Source organism: Anaerovibrio sp. RM50 (assembly GCF_000622005.1).
Lineage (GTDB): Bacteria > Bacillota > Negativicutes > Selenomonadales > Selenomonadaceae > Anaerovibrio.
Genome location: NZ_JHWV01000008.1, coordinates 47,350 through 68,875, shown reverse-complemented (window position 1 = coordinate 68,875; position 21,526 = coordinate 47,350). Strand labels below are relative to the sequence as shown.

The 21,526-nt window shown below is 47.1% G+C and carries 11 protein-coding genes; 10 read left to right on the top strand and 1 reads right to left on the bottom strand.

Going from position 1 to position 21,526, the window contains the following annotated elements:
* Window positions 1-291: 291 nt before the first annotated feature.
* The 7 genes from T525_RS0106310 (at window position 292) to T525_RS0106275 (ending at window position 18,208) form a co-directional block, all read left to right on the top strand.
* Window positions 292-7,788, top strand: coding sequence for a hypothetical protein (locus T525_RS0106310; protein ID WP_027406512.1), 7,497 nt, complete (start codon window positions 292-294; stop codon window positions 7,786-7,788).
* A 334-nt stretch (window positions 7,789-8,122) separates the two neighbouring features.
* The gene (locus tag T525_RS0106300) at window positions 8,123-8,566 is read left to right on the top strand and encodes a hypothetical protein (protein WP_027406511.1); all 444 of its coding nucleotides are present in this window, start codon (window positions 8,123-8,125) and stop codon (window positions 8,564-8,566) included.
* Between the two features lie 165 nt (window positions 8,567-8,731).
* The gene (locus T525_RS0106295) at window positions 8,732-10,336 is read left to right on the top strand and encodes an anti-sigma factor antagonist (RefSeq protein ID WP_027406510.1); all 1,605 of its coding nucleotides are present in this window, start codon (window positions 8,732-8,734) and stop codon (window positions 10,334-10,336) included.
* Window positions 10,333-12,069, top strand: coding sequence for an MATE family efflux transporter (locus T525_RS0106290; RefSeq protein WP_027406509.1), 1,737 nt, complete (start codon window positions 10,333-10,335; stop codon window positions 12,067-12,069). Before T525_RS0106295 ends, T525_RS0106290 begins: the two co-directional genes overlap by 4 nt.
* Window positions 12,070-12,107: 38 nt before the next feature.
* On the top strand, window positions 12,108-15,197 hold the full coding sequence (locus T525_RS0106285; protein WP_027406508.1) for an efflux RND transporter permease subunit: 3,090 nt from the start codon (window positions 12,108-12,110) through the stop codon (window positions 15,195-15,197).
* Between the two features lie 22 nt (window positions 15,198-15,219).
* Window positions 15,220-16,704, top strand: a complete 1,485-nt coding sequence (locus tag T525_RS0106280) for a DUF6056 family protein (protein ID WP_027406507.1) — start codon at window positions 15,220-15,222, stop codon at window positions 16,702-16,704.
* Window position 16,705: 1 nt separating this feature from the next.
* A complete protein-coding gene (locus T525_RS0106275; protein WP_027406506.1) occupies window positions 16,706-18,208 on the top strand; it encodes a DUF6056 family protein in 1,503 nt (500 codons plus the stop codon).
* A 109-nt stretch (window positions 18,209-18,317) separates the two neighbouring features.
* Here T525_RS0106275 and T525_RS0106270 read toward each other — a convergent pair whose 3' ends face one another.
* The gene (locus tag T525_RS0106270) at window positions 18,318-18,764 is read right to left on the bottom strand and encodes an Lrp/AsnC family transcriptional regulator (RefSeq protein WP_027406505.1); all 447 of its coding nucleotides are present in this window, start codon (window positions 18,762-18,764) and stop codon (window positions 18,318-18,320) included.
* 256 nt (window positions 18,765-19,020) lie between these two features.
* Between T525_RS0106270 and T525_RS0106265 the strand changes: the two genes are divergently transcribed.
* The 3 genes from T525_RS0106265 to T525_RS15570 are packed head-to-tail and all read left to right on the top strand — an operon-like array spanning window position 19,021 to window position 21,508.
* On the top strand, window positions 19,021-19,617 hold the full coding sequence (locus tag T525_RS0106265) for a biotin transporter BioY (protein ID WP_232219192.1): 597 nt from the start codon (window positions 19,021-19,023) through the stop codon (window positions 19,615-19,617).
* Between the two features lie 8 nt (window positions 19,618-19,625).
* Window positions 19,626-20,951 (top strand): AMP-binding protein, encoded by a 1,326-nt coding sequence (locus tag T525_RS14490; protein ID WP_027406503.1) that lies wholly within the window; start codon window positions 19,626-19,628, stop codon window positions 20,949-20,951.
* Window positions 20,948-21,508, top strand: a complete 561-nt coding sequence (locus T525_RS15570) for a hypothetical protein (protein WP_027406502.1) — start codon at window positions 20,948-20,950, stop codon at window positions 21,506-21,508. Before T525_RS14490 ends, T525_RS15570 begins: the two co-directional genes overlap by 4 nt.
* Window positions 21,509-21,526: the final 18 nt, after the last annotated feature.

Below are 21,526 nucleotides of genomic sequence, written 5' to 3'. Positions count from 1 at the left end.
CAATGTCGAAGATGTACAAAAATAAGTGTATTTTAAAATTTCCCCGAAAGGAGTGACAGGGCATGAAAGCGCAGAGTTTATTTACAACCAACGTGCAGGGCGATTTTTTTGTGCCTAAGTCTGTCCTCGCGGGGGGGGGTAACTGTTCAGCTCCAGTAGACACTTATCAACAAGTACATAACTATGTAAATAAGCCTTCTCTCAGGAGGCTGGTGAGTCTTTGCGGCTTGCCGGCGGCCTGAGGGGAGGCTTTTTATGTTTTGGCGTAGATAGCCCAGGGAGGGGAGTAATATGAAAAACAAGAAAAGCAAAAAAGAATTGACCCGTCTTATATTGACGGCATTGATCTTGGGCGGAGGGTGCCTCTATGGGCCTGTGGCTGAGGCATCAGATGCTTCCATTATAGATAATGGTGAGACCACCGTACATGTTTCCACAAATGTAGGAACCACGTCTCCTAACTTTATGTACATCACAAGTGCTTCTAATGGAGATAAATTTACTTTTAAACTTACGAATGATAATAATATAAATAAATACGCTGACAGAATTATTGTTGGTGCTGTTGGTACGGGAAATTTTTCGGGCCTAACGGTAAGCCATGAAGGTGGAAATTTAAAAGAGGTATGGGGTGCTTATTCCCAAGCGTCTTATACTGCTTCAAATAACCAGGTATTGGTAGATGGAGGAGGTTTTTCTGCAAGTACTAATATCGGTGGTGGCTACTCATATCAAGGTGCTGCCACGGGTAATACGATTACAATTAAAACCCCTGGTAATGTAGGTATTAATAATGTCTATGGTGGCTTGTCTCAATATAGCAATGTTGGTTCTGCCTCTGGCAACAGTGTTATTATCGAGGGAACCAATTCAACGACTGGGAAAGTAATAATAAGTGGAGAAGTTATTGCCGGCAAAGCTGCTAATTCCTCAGGTGATGTGGGTGGCAACAGTGTAACCTTTAAGGGATCTGCAAACATAACGAAATCTGTTATGGGCGGAGTGGCAGGTGATGTACGGAAGGCTACGGGTACAAGTGGTGATAATGTACTATACCTGGCTGGCGATGCCCAAAATAATATTGTTGGTTTAACAGTTGGAGCCTTTCAGAAGTTTGTCATAAAGGATGATTTTAAATTTAAGCCTAATACAACTTCTGCTCCAGCGATACTTACTGCTCAAGAAATCGATATTGGCTACCTAGATCTTACTACTGGGGCAAGCACATTGAAGAGTTACAGAGATATTGCTGGTACCATGACGCTTCTCAAATCTACGACTACTATGGGGGAGAATTTTAAAATCAAAACTGGTACTGATACTTATGCAACTATTCCTTCTGGTAATGGTACATATAATGTTACCTCTTTCACTAATGCGCAATATTATACTAACCCTAGTGATCAGAATAAGTCCTTGGTGCTGACCCATAGCGGTACTCATGACATTAAGTATCCTGACCGATATAACGTCAATTACGTTATCACAAATAACCTTACGGCAGTTGATTTGTCGAACTGGGACGGCACAACAAGTGCTGTCCCTACTGGCTGGACGTCTTCCCTAACCAATAATTCCATTACGGCAAATAACTTCACCGTGCCGAGCACGACGAAGGATATTCTGACGACAAGCACGGCAAACTTTTTCAAAGACGCCTATATCACAGGGAATCGGAAGTACGGCAAGACCGGCGACCTGCCCGGCGAAACCGGGACGACCGGCGTGACCTTCTCCGGCGGAGTTTACAGCGGCGTAAAAGCGACGAACAGCGGCAAGAACCTGACCTATGAGGCCGAGACGAAGCAAGTGTCGGGTATCTCTCTCGGCACGATTGCATGGAACACGAGCGCCGCGGCGCGGTCGGGGTCCGGCTACAATTTCAGCTCGGGCACGTCCATCACCGCCACGGGCCTGACATTCAGCAATCCCGCTGCCGTCACTGGCAATATGACGCTCCTTTCAAACGCCACGGGACTGACGGCGGGGAGCAGCACCAGTCATTCGCAGGATTTTTCAACAGCTGCGGACAACGACGCGACGCTCAATGCGACGCTCAACGGCAGTGTGACACGCACTGCAAATACGCTGGACTATACCGCAACAGGCACGACGCTGAACAGCATCAACCTCAATGGCTGGATCGGCACGGCGGGAACGCTGCCCACGGGCTGGACGAAGCCAACCACGGGTGGCGTTACCGTTGACACCGGAAACTTCACAGTTACCCCATCCGATAAAGTGGACATTTTCACCACCACCACGGAAAACTTTTTTGGCACGGTTACAGGTGCTAGAGCTTATGATTCTACTGGCACCTTTAACAACGAAGTTAATGGCGTAACTCTGGCCGGCAACAGAGCTGGCGGTGTAAAGGCCGAGGACAGCGGCAAAAAGCTGACTTATTATGCTGAAAAATTTGATGTGAATACTGTTTCCTTGGGGCAGATGGAATGGGGGACCCCGCGGGCAGCCACCACAGCCTATGACTTTGCAGGGGTAACAAATATCGATGCCTCTGGTCTGACCTTTAAAGGCACAGCAACAGCACCTGATGCGTCTACTAATCTTATTACTGGTGCCAACAATCTTTCTGGTACAGTGGGGATAACCCCGCCAAACAATGCCAAGGTAGCTGCTGAGTTTACCGACAATAATATTGTCTATAAGGGCACTGGTACTACTGGTAATGTATCGTTGGAAAATACAGCTAACGGCACAAATGTAAAATATACCATTACTGGCGGTACCATTAGCAGCATGAATCTTAATGGTTGGACGGGTACACAAACTATGAACCTTCCTACCAGCTGGACAGGCACCAACATAGCGGTGGAGACAGGGAATTTTGCTTCCCAGGCGGAAAATAAAATCCTCTTTAACAACTTGGGGGCAAACACTTTCGGCACCGTATCCGGGTCCAAGGCTTACAAAAGCGGTGAGCGGATTACTGACGATACCCAAAATGGCGTAACTCTGGCTGGCAGCAAAACTGGCGGCGTTAAGGCGGAAGACAGCGGTGCAACCCTGAAATATTATGCCGAGTCCATGGCCGTAGATACCATTACCCTTGGCGATATGAACTGGGGCACTGGCCGGGTAATGACAGGCACAGGCTATACATTCAATAATGTCGGAAACAATGGCGTGGACGCATCGAAGTTGACGTTTACTTTTGATGGAGATAAGGTCAATACCATCAAGCACAATGATAGCATGGAGTTGCTGAGTGGAGCCACAAATCTTGCAGCTGACCTTGCTGTAAAGGGTTCCCCGGTCAGCCAGAAGGTAAGCTATGGCATTAATAATGTAGCAAATCTCTCTGGTACTTTGACTGGTAATGTAACTACAATAAATAATGGAGTTAAATATACGCTGGACACTAAGACTCTGGACAGCGTGGATATTTCCAAGTGGGATGGTACCACAGTTGATACAGAAGTGCATGAAAGCTGGACAAAGACTCGCAGCGGCATTGCTGTTACGGGCAGCGGCTTTACGACTCCTACGGCTGTAGGCGATTATAATATCCTGAAATCTACAGATACAGGCTTCTTTACTGGTGCCAAAATTGATGAAAGCATTAAGTATCAGCCAAGCGGTACTTACAGCGAAACAGAGAATAACATCACCATTTCAGGCAAGCAGGCCAAGGGCGTTCAGGCCAACAGTGACGGTACGGCTCTCCAGTATAGCATAGGAGCGGCCTACATAGACACTATCGGGCTGGGTAAGGTCACCTATAACAAGGGTGACGTGCTGATGGATAAGCACGAGGCCATGTACAACTTCTCCAATGTAAAGACTCTGGATAAATCCGGCTTTGGTGTAACCATGACCGATGACCAGAAAAAGACGGCAGCTGCCAATGATTCCATGACACTGGTGAAGGCCAATAATACTTTGAATAATATTGGTGCCCAGGATACTGGCAAGCTGAACTACACCTACACAGCCAATCCGGGTCTGATCGTCAAGGGGGCAGTGACGGGCAATGTGTCTGCCACTGGTGGCAATGTACTCTACACAGTATCCTCCAACAAGGCCTCTGACCTTAACGTTGGCAAGCTGGGCTGGAACAGCACCTATGCCCGTCCAAATACAGAAATCGCTTACAGTGATGCCTTTGTAAATGCAGAAAATGTATTCTTTACAGGGGTAAGCGCTCTCAACAAGGGTGATACCATGAAATTGGTATCTAACTTTGGTGACAGCGTCAACAAGACCCGTGCGGGCATCTTTACCCTGGACAACGGCAAGACCGGCAAGGGCCATGCTTATTGGGACAGTGCTACGCAGAGCCTGATGTATGTGGTTGACCGCGGCGTTGATGAGCAGGTGGCACCTGTGGAGGCCGTGAAGGTTGAGACCACAATAGACGGCGAAAATCCTCATAAGGGCGATGTTCCGGGCGGCAAGGCCGAAGGTGACGGCGAGGCCAAGGATAATGAAACCAAGGTTAAAAATTCCCATATCCAGAAGAACGATGACGGCACCGGCGGTGATGCCAACGGTGGTACCAGTGAGAACGGCGATGCCGACAATAACAAGCTGGATGTGGAAGACAGTGAAATAGACGGTGATGCCAACGGTGGCCAGAGCGATACCGGCAACACCGAGGAAAACGAGGTCATTATCAAGAGAGGTACAATCCACGGCACCGTAACCGGTGGTGAAACCCTCGGTGGCCATGGCGGCTCCAAGGGCAACACGACCACGATGGAAGACAGCACAGTGGATGGTGATGTGAACGGCGGCAAGACTGGTGGCAGCGGCAATACCGAAGAAAACCACGTGATCCTGACTGGCAGTAAGATCGGCGGCGATGTGAACGGTGGCCACTCCGGTGGCAGCGGCGGCTCCAAGGGCAATGAGACCACGTTGGATGGCACTGAAGTCGGCGGCGATGTAAACGGCGGCAAGACTGATGGCGACGGCAATACCGAAGAAAACAAGGTTGACATCAAGAACGGCAGCAAGATTGGCGGTAACGTAACTGGCGGCCGTTCCGGCGGCAACGGTGACTGCACCGGCAACGAGGCCGAAGTGGAAGGCAGTGAGGTTGGCGGCAATGTCAACGGCGGAAGAAGTGAACAGGGCAATGCCAACAAGAACGAAACCACCGTTACTGAAGGCAGCAAGGTGGGCGGTGATGTTACCGGTGGTAAGTCCAACGGTGACGGCACTTCCAACGAAAACAAGACTACTGTATCCGGCGGCAGCGAGATAGGCGGCAACGTAGTTGGTGGCCATAGCAAGAATGGCGATACCAACCAGAATGAAACCACTGTAACTGGCGGCAGCAAGGTAGAGAAGGATGTAATCGGCGGCCAGAACGAGGGCAAGGGCACTTCCAATGAAAACAAGGCAACTGTTGATGGAAGTACTGTAGGCGGTAATGTTACTGGCGGTCAGAGTGAAAGCGGCAATACCGGCAAGAACGAAACCAAGGTCAGTGGCAAGAGCAAGGTTACTGGTGATGTTACCGGTGGCAAGACCAACAGCGGCACTTCCTCCGAAAACAAGACCACTGTAGAAGGTGGCAGTGAGGTTGGCGGTAATGTAGTCGGTGGTCAGAGTACCAGCGGCAGCACCGACAAGAACGAAGCCACTGTAACTGGCGGCAGCAAGGTAGAAAAGGATGTAATTGGCGGCAAGACCAGCAGCGGTAATTCTTCTGAAAACAAGGCAACTGTTGATGGAAGTACTGTAGGCGGTTCCGTGGTCGGCGGCCAGAGTGAAAGCGGTACTTCTGTACAGAATACTGTTAATGTTACCAACAGCAATGTTGGTGGCAGCGTAATGGGTGGCTACAGCAAGGAAGGAGCTGTTTCCACCAATGAGGCAACTGTATCCGGCGGCAGTGTAGGCGGCAGCGTATACGGCGGCAAGACCGACGGTACCAGTGCGGCAGCCTCCAATAATGTAACCCTTGACGGCAATGTGGCAGTGAAGGGTGCGGTTTATGGCGGCTACAGTGAGAATGGCACTGCTGATGGCAATATTGTTACCGTAAAGAAAGCAGCCATTGATGACTATGTATACGGCGGCAAGAGCAAGATCCGCTCCTCCAATGACCTGGTATACTTCCATGAAGGTACTGTTCTTGGTATTATCGGCGGTGGCTGTGACGAGGCATTAAACAACAGCGTTTCCCTCTTGAAGGGTGACGTAACTGAGCACGTTATCGGCGGCTTTGCTACCACCACGGCTACTGGCAATACGGTAACCTTGACCGGTGGTACGGTAAATGGCAGCGTTATTGGCGGCTATGGCGGAACCTCCACAGCCAACAACAACACCGTAAATCTTGGCGGTGGCACCGTAAAGGGTAATACCATTGCTTCTGCAACCCTGGGCGTTACCATTGATGGCGGCGTATATGGTGGCTACAGCGTAAGCGGCACTACCCAGAACAATACAGTTAATCTCTTTGGTACCGCAGATGTTTCCAATACCGGTATCTTCGGCGGCAATCTGCAGTACAACGGCAATACCCTGAATATTGGTTATAACAATACCCCATGGACCGGCGGCGACCAGCTGGTAAAGAATATCTCCAACTTTGAGGCCATGGACTTCTCCGTGGTTCCTTGGAGCAAGAGCAAGTCTGCGGTTACCATTACTGATGGTACTGCCAGCGACCTGTCAAATACCACTGTAAGCGCCAACAAGGTGACCTTCACCGGGGTCAAGGTAGTGGCCAAGGATGATACCATGACCCTTCTTGATCAGACCACAGTGACCAACAAGGCAACCAAGGTCAATGAGGATTCCGACTTTACCATTGGTATAGCAGTAGAGGGTACTGGTAAGGTGGCCCTTGATGAAAAGGGCAATGTGGTTTACAACGTAAAGGACGTAAGGGCCACTGAGCAGACCCATAACGTTCTGATGGGTGCAGAGGCTACCATGACGGTTCTCAATGTTGGTAATGACTACATCGGCGCAGCTACTGACGGGCTGGCATTGCCTGTTAATACCGGCACTGACGGCGTGGCTTCCTTTGCCAAGCTGGGTGGCGGCAAGCTGACCCAGGAAACCGGCAGCCATATTGATGTAAGTACCTGGAATGCAATTCTGGCAGTGGGCCACAAGAACGTGAAGAAGCAGTCCTCCTTTGAGTATGGTGCCTTCTTCGAGTATGGAAACGGCAACTACACTACCTTCAATGATGCTACTCAGCCTGGTGACGGCAGCACCCGCTATACCGGCGGTGGCCTCCTGGCCAAGTGGTATGCACCAAAGGGCTTCTATGTGGAAGGCAGCCTCCGTGCCGGTACTGTACATGAGGATGCCAACAATCTCCTGCGGGATAGCATGAACAATGCCTACGGCTACAAGACCGACACTAACTATTTCGGCTTCCATGTTGGTGTGGGCAGGGAGCTGAAGCTGGATAAGAACAGCTCTTTGGATGTTTATGCCAAGTATTTCTACAACCGCAGAAATGGTACAGACTTTACGGTGGCTGGTGCTGATTACAGCCTTGATGCCGTTACTAGCAGTCTGGTGCGGGTAGGGGCACGGTACACCGAGAGGAATGACCGGTGGAACTTCTACGGCGGTCTGGCTTATGAGTATGAGATGGACGGTAAGGCCACTGGCCGTGTAAACGGTCTCAGCATTCGTGGTGCTGATATTGGCGGTGGCAGAGTCCGCGGTGAAATCGGAACCTTTATGCGTCCGAGTGCTGACAACCCATGGGGAGTAGACCTCAATCTCACCTGCTTCGTCGGCAAGAAGCAGGGGGTAATGGGCAGCGTTAGTGTAGCCTATACCTTCTAAAAGTTCATCTGATATTAAAGTAAGTAAAAGAATAGTACAAATAGTAGGAGAATCCGCTTGTCGGTCTAAAAAATTGACAGGCGGATTTCTTACGGGGAAGGAGTTTTTTATGAATACCAAGGCAAAAGTTTTTAAAAAGTATCTGAAGGAGAAGGAGGTTACGGTATTTCAGGTGGAGGAAGTTCCAATATTAAAGTAAGTAAAAGAATAGTACAAATAGCAGGAAAGTCCGCTTGTCGGTCTAAAAAATTGACAGGCGGATTTCTTACGGGGCAGGATAAACGGTAATTTTTGTCGAATACCTAATTTAAAATATTCACAAAGGAGATTATTTATGAATACCAAGGCAAAAGTTTTTAAAAAGTATCTGAAGGAGAAGGAGGTTACGGTATTTCAGGTGGAGGAAGTACCTGATGACGAGCAGAATACGGTGACCTTCCAATCCCACATTCAGGTGGAGGGACAGCAGCTTCCTCTCATGGTTATATTGGATGACTCGGCATTTACCGTGATAAGGGTTTTGATTCTTAACAACGCTCTGAAACAGGATAAAGATGTACAGCTTCTTTATATGGCCAACACCCAGAACATGAACTACAAGCCCTTCAAGCTGTTTTTCGATCGTAACGGCGCATTGATTATGGATGTGTGCATGACGACCATCGGCGACAAGGAGAAGGATTTTGCCTCACTGGGTGATGAAATTTACGGAATGTTTAATTTAATCATAAAGTTCCTGGAAGAAAACTACAGACAATGGATGAAGGAAATCTGGTGAGTAAAGAAGCATAAAAATCGGCGGCTGAATTATCAGTCGCCCTTTTTAGTTACATCCATATACAAAAAATCCAATGGAAAAAATGGGAAAAATTTGAACAATGGCGTTATAATTATGAAGAATAGTCGTATATACTAGCAGATAATGTAAAGGGGAAATAAGATTATGAAGCTAGTTATTGATATAAAAAAGGATCCATCCAAGGATGGCGTAATAGTGGTGAAGCTGGTGGGGCGGCTTGATGCCAATACCTCCCCAGAGTTCGATGAAACCTTGGAAAAGTTTACCAATGATTTTGATGAGCTGCAGATGGACTTGTCCCAGCTTGATTATCTCTCATCGGCAGGGTTACGTTCCATTCTGGTGGCCAAAAAGTGGACGGACAAGGAAAATATTAAATTCAAGGTTGTAGATCCCAAGGAAGAAGTGGACGAGGTCTTTGCCATGACGGGCTTCAATCGTTTTGTGGAAATTGTTCACACCGATAAAGAAAAAGAGGACGGGGTAGCAGATGACAGCCTTGGGGAGTTTTACCCCCTCAGCCCAATTCAGCGCTGGATGATGGATACCCATTTTCAGAAGGCAAAATCTACCATGATGAATGAAGGGGGCCTGGCCAAGCTGGATGATTCCATTGATATGGAGCGTTTGGCAGGAGCCATCAATGATACCCTGGCTGCCCATGATATATTCCGTTGCCGTATATTATTCCACCCGGAGACAGGTGAAATATCCCAGCGTTTTGACGGAACCTTGTCAAAGGTGCGTATTGAGTCCCTGTCAGAAGCGGAATTTGAAAAACGCAAGCTGGAGCTGAAAAAGCCATATCAGATTATAGACAGGCCATTATTCCACATATATCTGATTATTGTCCCATCCGGAAAATATCTATATGTGGATTTTTATCATGTAATAATGGATGGTGTGGCAACGGCATTGCTGTTTTTCCGGGAAGTGGATAACCGCTATTTGGGAAAACCAGTAAAACAAACAGGGTACAGTTATGCCGAGTATATAAGAGAGCTATGCTCCAAACCAAAAAATGAAGCCGGTGCAGCCTATTGGCGCAATATGCTGGCGGACTTCGATGAAAGCAAGCATCTTCCACCAAGTGACAGAAATGAGGGTTCTTGGAATTTTAATGCTCATTTTGCTACCTTGAAGAATATTAAAAAGGACCTTTTCAAGGAAACGAATTACCCTGAGCATACATTTTTGCTGGGAGCCATGATGCTGGCCATCGCCAAATCCACCGGCAGCTCCAGCGCTATTATGAGCTATGTACATAATGGCCGCACCACCAGGGCGGAAATGCGATTGATGGGTCTGATGCTTACCCAGATACCAGTTCGATATGATTTCGATAAGGACATAAGTGTTGGTGCCTTCCTTGAAGACCTGAAACAGCGGGTAGAAGAAGGCTTCCAGCATCGCGATAGTCTTGAGACCGTATATGAAGAGGGGCTGGAGGATGAATGTGCCACCTTTATCTTGCAAAAGGGCAATATAATGGGCAATGTCAGCGGTGAAATCCCTCTTTGTGGTACGGTGGCTACGATTCAGGAATTACCGCAAAACAAAGCGTCGGCAGTGGAAAATTCTTTGGACATCCATGTGGTGTGCGAGGATGATGGCACCTACCGCTTAAAGCTGGAATATGATGCCAGCCGTTATTCTGAGGGAATGATGGGCCGGTTTGCCGAATCGGTGGATGAAATGATTAAGGGCTTACAGGATAAGGATAAAGCTGTGTTGGAGCTGTTATCATGAGTTTTTTCTCAGTATTACGGAAGAAAACGGTTATTTCTACCAGATTTTGGTCAGTGTTTACTTCGGCCATGGTAGCCATGACGTTGTCCTATATCTTGATGCTGTCGGATAATATCGTAGCCGGTCAGTTTATAAATGACGACGCAGTGGCGGCCATGTCCTTGGTTTTTCCCTTAATGACAATATTGTTTTTCTTAAGCTATCTCATTGCAGATGGGTTGGGAATGTTGGCGGCCTATGCCCAGGGGCAGGAGGATCGGGATGAAGTAAATCGCCTGTTCAGTCAGGGCATAATGCTGTCTGTGGGACTGGGGCTGATGCTGGTTTTATTGTTGAATATATTCCAGGAGCAGCTTCTTTCCTTTTGGAAAATTTCACCGGAGTATATGGTCCATGCCAGAGGATATTATGATGGCCTGAAATGGTTGCCTCCCGTGGTTTTTCTTAATATCTTGTTCTATACCTTTCTGATACAGGATGGAGAGGAACAGGTATGTGTCAGGGCGTCAGCCATTGCCTTTGTGGCCAATATTATTCTGAATATAGTCTTATGTAGAACCTTGGGAACCTTTGGTATAGGCCTTGCAACCTTGCTGGGAACATTTATATCCTGTATTGTGCAGTGTGCTTTTTTGTTTTCAAATAAAAGCAGACTTTCCTTTGTGTGGTATTATAATTTTCGTGAAATTCTGCGGGGGTTCATCTATAGCTTTTATCATTCGGTGGATACCCTTTATTTATCCATGCTCCCCCTTATTTTTTCCTTTTATGTTATCTCTCAGTGGGGGGAGAGCCATATCATCATTGTAACCGTTATTACAAATGTTTTGGTGTTGGCGGTGGCTCTGTATACTGGCGTGGTGGATTGCCTGCAGCCCATGGTTTGTCAGTATCATTCTGAGGGTAGCTACCCCAGCGTTAAAAAAACCATGGAGCTGGGGATAGCGTGTACAGTAATTATGAGCTTGGCTATTTCCCTTGTGGCAGGCTCTTTTGCCTTTCTTTTACCAATGCTTTTTGGGGTGGAGGAGGAGAAGCTTATAGGGGAAATAGTTACTTCCTTGCGCTGTTTCCTTATTTTTTTGGTATTTTTGGGGACAACACTGATTTACACAAATTATTATATTTACATTGAAGAACGTAATTATGGCCTTATCCTTAAAACTCTTTTGCTAATAGTTTTTCCTGTATTGGGCATGTACTTCGGGTCAGTCTGGGGAATGTATGGCTTGTGGCTGGGGGCAGGTACGGGATATTTATTGGCCTTTTTATTTAATTTAGTAGTTATAAAGCTATGGCCGGACCGGGATAATATTTTCCTGTTTAACAAGAAAAAAATGGCAAGACAGTGCTCTTATGATATAAATGCCGTAACGGAGGAGGTAGTAGCCTTATCACGTGTTGTCAGCGATGAATTAAAGAGCTGGAAGCTACCTTCGGCAAAGATAATGCGCCTTAGCCTTTTGGTGGAGGATTTGGGGATGAATGCTGTGGAAAGGGCCCAGAACAAGTCAGTTCAGCTGGAAATTTCCCTTTTTCTGGAGGATGAGGCCCATCAGTCGGTTAAGCTCATTGCAAGGGATAATGGGGAACCATACGATGTTCTTGCCATAGTCAATGAAGGAAAATATTCTTTTAGGGATTATATTATTGATTCAGTCACGAATGATTTTTATAGACGTAGATATTTATCATCCGGAGACGAGAACAAGCTGGTATTTGAGATGAATTAGTTGCCCCTTATTTTGGGGTAAATAGCGGGGGAATAATATTGGCACAGTATTTTATCAGACACCCACTACAGGCAGTAGTAGGGGCTATTTTGCTGACACTGTTGGGAATATTGGCGGTCATCAGACTGCCAATAGAGGAATATCCCAATATGAATCAGCCCACTGTCAATGTTACAGCTGAGTATCCGGGAGCAGACTCCCAGGTATTGCAGGATACAGTGGCAAAGCTTATCGAAAACGAAATACGGGGAATTGAAGGCATTGACTCATTAAGCTCCTATGCTGATTCATCGGGAAGCTATCAGCTGAATGTGGTCTTTGATTATGGCATCAATGGTGATATTGCCACCGTTAATGTTCAGAACCGTTTACAGGCCGTTCTTCCCCGGTTGCCCCAGGCGGTTCAGACCCAGGGCTTGCAGGTATCCCGCAGTACAAAGGATACTATCTTTGTTATGGCATTGTGTTCACCAAATGGCACCTATGACAGCGTGTATTTGCAGAATTATGCCAAGACATATTTTCTTGACCAGATAAAAAGGGTCTCTGGTGTAGGCGGTGTGGATGAATACTCCGAGGATTACGCCATGCGGATATGGCTTCAGCCGGATAAAATGGTTGCGCGGGGACTGACCGTTAAAGATATTTCAGAGGCCATTGAGGAGCAGAATACCCGTCCTGCAGTGGGCTCCCTTGGTAAGCTCCCGGCAACGGATTTTCAGGAAAAGCAATTAATTGGCCGTGTAATGAACAGCAAGAAGACGCCGGCTGATTTTGAAAAAATAGTTTTACAGTCAGACAAGGGCGGTATTACCAGATTGTCAGATGTGGCCAGGGTAAATGAGGGACCACGGGACACACGTTACTTGTCCTTCGTGAATGGCCAGCCAGCTGCTGCCTACGGTATCACTTTGGCGGATAATGCCAATGCCTTGGAGACTATTCAAAAGGTACGTGAGATCCTGGAGGAGGCTGAGGGGACCTTTCCACCTGATATGGAATGCAAGATAGTGGTGGATCGCTCCAAGTACATTTCTGAGTCCATGCAGGAGGTTTCCTATACCTTTTTTGAGGCCCTCTTCTTGGTAATGATAATAATGTTCCTGTTTTTGCAGAGCCGTGGTGCGACCATTATTTCTATTTTGACCATACCAGTATCATTAATCGCCACCTTTATCGCCTTTAAGCTGTTGGGGTTTACCTTGAATCTTCTTACCCTGTTTGCCCTTATTCTGGCCATCGGCCTTGTGGTGGATGATGCCATTGTAGTTGTGGAATGCGTAATGCAGGAGCGGGAGAGAGGCGTCACGGACATAAAGGAAGCCACCAGAGTAGCCATGGGAGTGGTTCAAAAGCCAGTTATTGCCATAGCCTTTGTATTGCTGGCGGTATTTTTGCCAGTAGCCTTTTTTGAAGGCATGACAGGTATTTTGTATCGTCAGTTTGCCCTGACTATAGCCGTGTCCATGGGAATATCTGCCCTTGTGGCCCTTTCACTTACACCAGCCCTTTGCGTGCTTATATTGCCTATATGGAATGAAAAGGTGGAAAGTCTCAGAATACTGGCCTGGTTCCAGAAATATTTCCGGCTCTGCCAGCAGAAATATTTAAAGGGACTGGGATGGTGCCTAAGACGCACAAAACAGATATTAGCAGGGCTGGCAATTATGACATTGGCAACCGTTGTATGCTATCGGTTGCTGCCTACGGAGTTTATTCCGGGGGAGGACCAGGGCTATTATATGGTGGGCCTGAATCTTACTGAGGGTACCTCCATGAATCGCACGGTGGATTCCATTAACAGACTGACTGAAAATATGCTGCAATATGAGGCTTTGGACAGTATTGTGGGGGTTACTGGAGCTGATTTGCTCAGTGACACCACCAAATCAAATGCCGGCATAATGTTCGTGGCACTGAAGGACTGGGATGTACGTAAGGATTTGGGTATTGACACCGTGGATATTTTGGATGCTGCCAACGAAGCTATTGAACAGACTGTGCCGGAGGCCAACGGGCTGGTGGTGGCCCCATTCGTGTCCAAGGATATTTCTATGCAGATAATGGATGTGAGTGGTCATACTGATGAGGAGCTTAACAATTTGGCCACCGCCCTGTATCTGGAGGCTCAAAAGTGTGAGGAGCTGGATGAGGTGGAAATCGGTTTTTCCATCAATACCCCTTATGCGGATTTTAAGGTAAATGAAGATCGGGCCAAGGAATTAAAGGTGAATATTAATGATATCTACACCACCATGGAAGCCATGTTTGGTGGGGAGGAGGTCAACGATTTCAATCGTTTTGGCCAAGTATATAAGACGGTAATTCAGGCAGATCTGGGCTTTAGGGAAACCGAGGAGGATTTGCGCTATTTGTTTGTCCGTAGCGAGGATGGGGAAATGGTGCCAATAAGCAGTCTGGTCCAATGCACAAAGGGCGTGGGGCCGGCCTATATCAGCCGCTATAATGGCATACGCAGTATGCAGGTGACGGTTACCGCTGCAGAAGGATATTCCTCCAGTGAGGCCATGGATGCTTTGGAGGAGGCTGCCAACAAGGTAATCGGAACAGGGTTCCGCCTGGCCTGGTCCAAGGACAGCCAGCAGGAGAAAAAGGCCCAGCATGAGGTTATCTATATTCTGGCTCTGGGTATTTTGTTTGTGTTCCTTTGTCTGGTGGCCCTTTACGAGTCCTGGAGTCTGCCAGTGGCAGTTCTGCTGTCTGTACCCCTGGGAATCGGCGGGACATTGCTGGCCATGGCACTGGTGGGTATGCCTGTAAGCATCTTTTCTCAGATAGGTATTCTCCTGATAGTGGGGCTTACTGTTAAAAATGCGATTTTGATAGTGGAATTTGCCAAGACCCGTGTGGATGCAGGAATGAGTCCTTTGAGGGGAGTTATGACGGCTGCCAAATTAAGGTTCAGACCTATAGTTATGACTTCCTTTGCCTTCGTGGTTGGCTGCTTGCCTTTGGCCTTTGCGGATGGAGCCGGCAGTGTATCACGCTGCAGCATGGGTGTGGCCGTGGTAGGTGGTATGACTGTGGGTACTATCCTGGGCGTATTTGTTATTCCGTTGCTGTTTATGATAGTTAGCGGTATCTACAAGGGGAAAGAGATAAAATAAAGCTATTGAGGTGTTTGTAAGCATGTTTCGAGGCATTGCCAAGCTGTGGGAAAAAATACCATGGCAGGTTATATTACTGGTTTTCGGCACAATTTTTTTGTGGCGAAATAATTTAATGCCCATGGCGGGGGATGACTACGCCTATGCTTTTATATGGGATCCGGAGCATGGCGGCAATCTTATGGATGATATAGGACCACGGCAAAGAATTGAAAGCTTTGGGGATGTTATTTCTTCTCAATGGACCCATTATTTTACATGGGGAGGGCGTACCTTCTCCATGCTGATAATTCAGTTTTTTGCCTGGCAGCACGGCGTAGGCTTTGACATGGCTGATACAGCAGTATATCTGTTATTGATGATGCTCATATATTGGTTGGCCATGGGAAGGATTGAATTGCCTACCAAAGCAAAGGGTTGTTTTTTGTGGGCCATTTTGGGAATTAACTTTGGGATTTTTGATTACATTACCACCATGATTTGGATGACCGGGGCCTGCGTTTATCTTTGGACTGGCATGTGTGAGTGTGCCTTTTTGCTGCCATACGCCTTGGCCTATAGAACCGATGATTTTGGGCGGCAATGGTCTAAATGGTCAATACCGGCTATGGCCCTTTTGGGGCTGTTGGCTGGCTGGTCCGAGGAAGGGGGCAGTTTGGTTACTCTGTCCTTATTGGGGCTGTCATTGGTGGCTTATTATCGTCGTGAGGGTTATCTTAAGCATTGGATGGTGGCCGGGGCAGTGGGAGCCATTATAGGATGCCTGCTGTTGATGCTGGCACCGGGCTCTATTATGCGTGAAGAATTCATGCTGCAATATGAACCGGAATATGTATTATCGGCGGATAAGCTATTTACTTTTGAAATGTTTTACAGAAATTTCACCGAGGGGTTCCTGCCAATTTTCCTCTTGGAGTCTTTTTTGTTTTTGCCCCTTATAATTTATTTCATCAAGGGGAAAAAGACCCGGGATGTGAAGTATTATATTATGGCCTTTACCGGGGCTGGTATGGAAGTGCTGTTTTTAATGATGTTTGCGCCGGAATTTAAATTACATACCGGCTTTCATTCCACCCTTTTTTTGACAATAGCATCTACGGCTGCTCTTCGTGAATGTATACCCTTTCTGAAGGAGAAGTGTCAATCATCTCTGTGGTGGCGCAGGTCCTTTTTTGTGTTGGGAATGGCTTCTCTTGTCTACGTGGTTTTCACTTTGGTAGGGGCATTATATATAGAAACCTCCGTTGCCCAACAGCTGCAAGGTCGCATGGAGTATGTGGAACAGCATCGCAATGACGATGAAATTGTCGTTGCGGCCTTATATATTCCATACGATTTGGATGAATGGATGGGGCTTCGGGCTGTGTCCACATATCACTTGATTTATGGAATGGATTTGGAATACAAGCCCCAGGATAACCGCTCCAATATGTTTGCTCAATATTATGGCTTAAAATGTATTCATATTGATAAGGAATTTGACTGGGAAAGGGTTGGAGAAGAATAACATGGCAGAGCATAATGAGGTAAGGATAGAAAAAAATACGACTGTACTGCCCTCCTGGTTGTCCTGGCAGGCAATTTTATTGGTGGTGGCATCTGTCTTTTTTGTGCGTAATATGCTTCTTCCATTAGTATCTGACGATATACCCTATGCCTTTATCTGGGATGGGGCTGATCGGGGGAATCTTTTGGACGGAGTAGGCGAACGGGTACGGATAACGTCATTTTACGATATTGTAGTCAGCCAGTGGTCCCATTACTTTACTTGGGGCGGCAGAATACTGGGGATTGGCCTCACTCAATTTTTCGCATGGCAGGGTAAGCTGCCCTTCAATATTTTAAATACTGTTGTTTTCGTGGCGCTGATTGTCCTGATGTTCCGTTTGGGCACCGGCGAAATTCTGAAGCACATGAATAGAACCTACATGATATGGTTGATTATAGCTGTGTGGTTTTTACTGCCAGATCCTTTTTTAACGGTGCTATGGATGTGCGGCAGCTGTGTGTATCTCTGGATGGCTCTGCTGGAATGCTTGTTTCTTCTGCCCTATTGCCTAAAATATTGGCATAGTGATTTTTGGGAAAATCCACCAGGGTGGAGTGTTCCAGTCATGGCTGTAAGCGGCTTGGCCGCTGGCTGGTCAGTGGAAACCGGGGCAGCAGCAGTTGCCTTTATTACTTTTTTTGCCTTAATATATTTCTGGCGACAGGGGCAGCTGGAAAGATGGATGGTGGTAGGGTTTGTTTTCCTTTGCGTGGGAACCTTGATGTTGACCCAGGCCCCGGGAGAAATGCATCGGCTGGAGCTCCAGCGGGAATTTGAATACAATCCTGCCTTGCCACCGGAAAAGTATTGGACCTCCTTAATGTTTTTAATCAATTTTGATGAGTGTTTTTGGCCGGTTATGAAATGCTGGCTGCCATTATTAGTGCCTGTGGCATTCTATATTTGTCGCCTTCCGTCAGGTCAAAGGCTGAACAAAGCTACCATGTTTCAGGGGGTGTTTTTTTCTGCGGCCCTGGTGGTTATGGTTATTATGATGTTTGTGCCAATGGCCTCGGCCCGGGCGGGTTTTTTTCCCACTGTCTGCGTGGCAATTATCTCCTTGACAGCATTGCGGGAACTGATGTCTGTTCTGGAATGCTTTGCAAAGAAGCATATTGCCCTGTGCAGGGGAGTTTTTTGCCTTGTTACAGCTATTTGGCTGGTTATGGTGGGTATCCTTCTCCATGTGGAATGGAATGTGTATGAACAGTGGAATCACCGTATAGACTATATTAATGCCCACGCCAATCAGGAGCTGGTGGTGGTGCATCAGATAGATGTGCCGCCAATCGCTGATGACTTGGAAGATTGGTTTAATAGATGTTTTACCTGGAATACGGAAATATTGGCCTGGGGGGCAGATTTGGAGCCACGAATGGAAGGCAGTCATAATATTATGTATGCCCAGTATTATGGGTGGAAAAAGGTTATAACAGATGGAGAGGACAGACGTCAGCCGTAACAATTTCTCCTGTACAGAATAATTGAAAATATATCAGACAAATTTAAAAACTGTGGATAACCCCATAAAGGGTACATCCACAGTTTTTGTTTGCAGTTTAATTAAGTTGTCACTCAAGTACAACGGATGGTCTGTCAACAATGGAGGACAGAACCACAATGGTCTGGGTCTTGGTAACTCCCGCCTGCTCCTTGATACGGGTAAGGAGATTTTCCAATGTCTGGGTATTGTGGGTCACAACCTTCAGGCAGTAGTCAAAATCACCGGTAATGTAGAAACATTCCTTGATGTCGGACTCATTACGGACGAAGTTCTTAAAATCGTCAGCCTTTGAAGGGTTGTCGAAGCCAAGATTAACCAGGGCTGTGAGGTTTTTATCCATCAGTTCCGGATCGAGGATAGCAGTGTACTGCTTAATCACCCCGGAGGCCTCCAGCTTCTTAAGACGCTCACTGATAGCAGGCATGGAAAGGGAAATCTCGGAGCTAAGAACGGAAATAGTTACGCGGGCATTTTCCTGTAAACGCTTCAAAATTTGCTTGTCAATTTTATCCATTTTTCATTCACCACCATTTCTATCTAATTATATGATGTTTATAGAAAATTGTAAATGGAATTAAGGATAAAAGTTTATATTTCTTATATGGCACCAAAAAATTGTTAAACAATTATGAGGAAGGGAAAATGTTATTAAAGGATTGGTTAACGAAAACGTCAACCTAAAGTTAACTAACGGTTGACGAAAAGGGGGGAGGGGGGTATACTGAATAACGGAGTTATCCGAAAAAAAAAGCTGCCCCGTAGGGGCAATTATGCAAAACATAATCAGAAAGGCAAGTGTTGTTAAAATGAGTCAGAGTGTTGCAGTTCAGCAGAATATTTCCGTCAAGGCCTTATCCAAAATGGCCATGTGCCTGGCGGTTATCAGCGTTTCGGCCTATATTGCCTTTCCCTTGCCATTTACTCCGGCCATGGTGGTGGCCTCCACTGCAGCCATGTGCTTTACAGCCTTTGTGCTGACGCCGAAGCAGACATTTATGACATTGGTGGCCTATCTTATCCTTGGAGGGGTGGCAGGTCTGCCAATTTTGCCGGGAGGCACCGGGGGCATGGGGCGTCTGCTGGGTCCAACAGGCGGCTTTTACTTTGCCTGGGTAGTGGCCTTTACAGCCCTGTCATATTTCAAGGGGGCAAATGTAAATCTTAAGCGCTATATATTAGTAGGAATTATTGTAAGTATTCCCATAACTTATATTGGGGGACTGATTTCCATGATGTTAGTCCTAAATATTGGATTAAAGGCCGCTTTTATGCAGGCAGTACTTCCATTTATCCCCGGAGATGTAGTAAAATGTATTTTAGGAGCGTTCATTGGGGTAAGGGTAAATAAAGCTCTGGGGAGTGAATAAAAGGCGACATGGATAATTACTATGAACTGCTTAAAAAGCAGAGCAGTGTTATGCCGGACAAGTTGATGCTGGATTGTGACGGGGAAAGATTTACCTACAGTTCCCTTCTGGATCTTGTGGATGGACTGGCTATAAGTGCGTCTGAAAAGGGGATTAAGCCCTACAAACCAATATTGATAATAGCTGAAGGTCCTGTCTATCAAGTCGGGGCCTTTTTGGCATTAGAGAAGCTGGAGGCTGTTCCTATTCTGATGCATCAGGGCTATTCCTCTGATGCGGTGGAAGCCATAATGCAGGAAAACAACATTTACGGCATGTGGCAGGTGGGAGCCATTCAAAATAATTTCCTCCTGCTGGACGAGGCGGTGGAGGACCATTACCCATGGGATGTAATGGGGGCACTGACCTCGGGGTCCACGGGAGTGGCCAAGGTCTTGTACCGCACCTACGAAAGCTGGGCGGGCTTGTTCCAGGAGCAGAACAAGGTGTTTTGTGTGGATGCAGACACTGTTATGTTCCTCCATGGAAGCATGAGCTTTACGGGGAACCTTAATATGTTTATGTCGGTGTTGGCAGCAGGGGGCTCTGTGGTGACCTGCCGCCGTATTAGCGGAAATTACTGGAGTATGCTGATTATGCGCAATTGTGCCACCCACATTTACATGGTGCCAGCCAAATTGCAGATATTGGGCATTGCAGCCAGGGGAGACAATCCTTATGTGAAGCAGATAATCGCAGGGTCTCAGCTTATCAGTCTGAAAGCCCAGCGGGCCCTCAGAAAGACCTTTAGCAGGGCGGATATTATTCTGTACTATGGCACGTCGGAGCTCAACTATATTTCCTACAAGCATCTGAAGCTGGATGACAAGGATTCCAGAAATCTTGGGAAGCCATTCCCAGGGGTGGATGTGAAGTCCGTGGAGGGAAAGCTCTTTGTGGATACCCCTTTCCATGTCAGCGGCATAAAGACACCTTATTGCTGCGATGATACAGGCTATATCAATGATGATGGGGAAATTATCTTCAATGGCCGGGTAACTGATTGGATCAACAAGGGTGGCTACAAGATAAGCTGTCTGAAGCTGGAGCAGCAGATAAGAAATATGGACAGGGTGAAGGATGTGGCCATACTGCCCTTTGAGGATGACACCAGAGGCCAGGAAATTGCCGCCTTTGTGGTGACAGATGGCCATACGGATTCAAAGAAGTTCCGCCGGGACGTGGGACAATACGTGGATGAAAGGGAGCGTCCAAAGAAGCTGGTCTTTTTGGAAATGCTGCCCTTAAACGATAGAGGCAAGGTAAACAAGGAAGCTTTGAGGGAGTTACTATGAACAGAGAATTAGCAGTAATAGCAGGCCGCTTAAGAGGCGGCGATTACGATGGCGTAATGATTATAAAGAATTTGTGGCAGAAGGAAAGCGCAGATACCTACAAGGGGGATACCTACGAGCCGGAGATGCTGAAATCCACCAAGCGTATGCTGTTGTGCCAGGCCCGTTCCGGGCTGGAGAGCCTTACTACCACTATGCTGCTGACTCCAAAGGAAGCCGCTGCCAAGGCAGAGCTTATTGCCCCTGAGCTTACAGGGGACAATGCAGTGGATACAGAGGGCTGCTGGCACGTATTCACCCGTCAGGAGACCCTGGATTTCGTTATTGCCGTAGGGGATACCAACGAGATTCATCGTACAGAGATTCCTGTGGTACCGGGGATTTTCATTATGGAAAGACTTTTGGAGACCCTGCCAGAGAACGTGGTGAAATTTGAAGTTTCCTACAGAAATGCCGTATTTGCCGGTGAGCCTCTTTGGCTGGATATCGAAGGCAATAAAGTGGTACTGCGTGGTAACGGCAAGGAATACATAAACGGTACCTTTGAAGTGGAGTAAATGAAGTCCAAGGGGTAA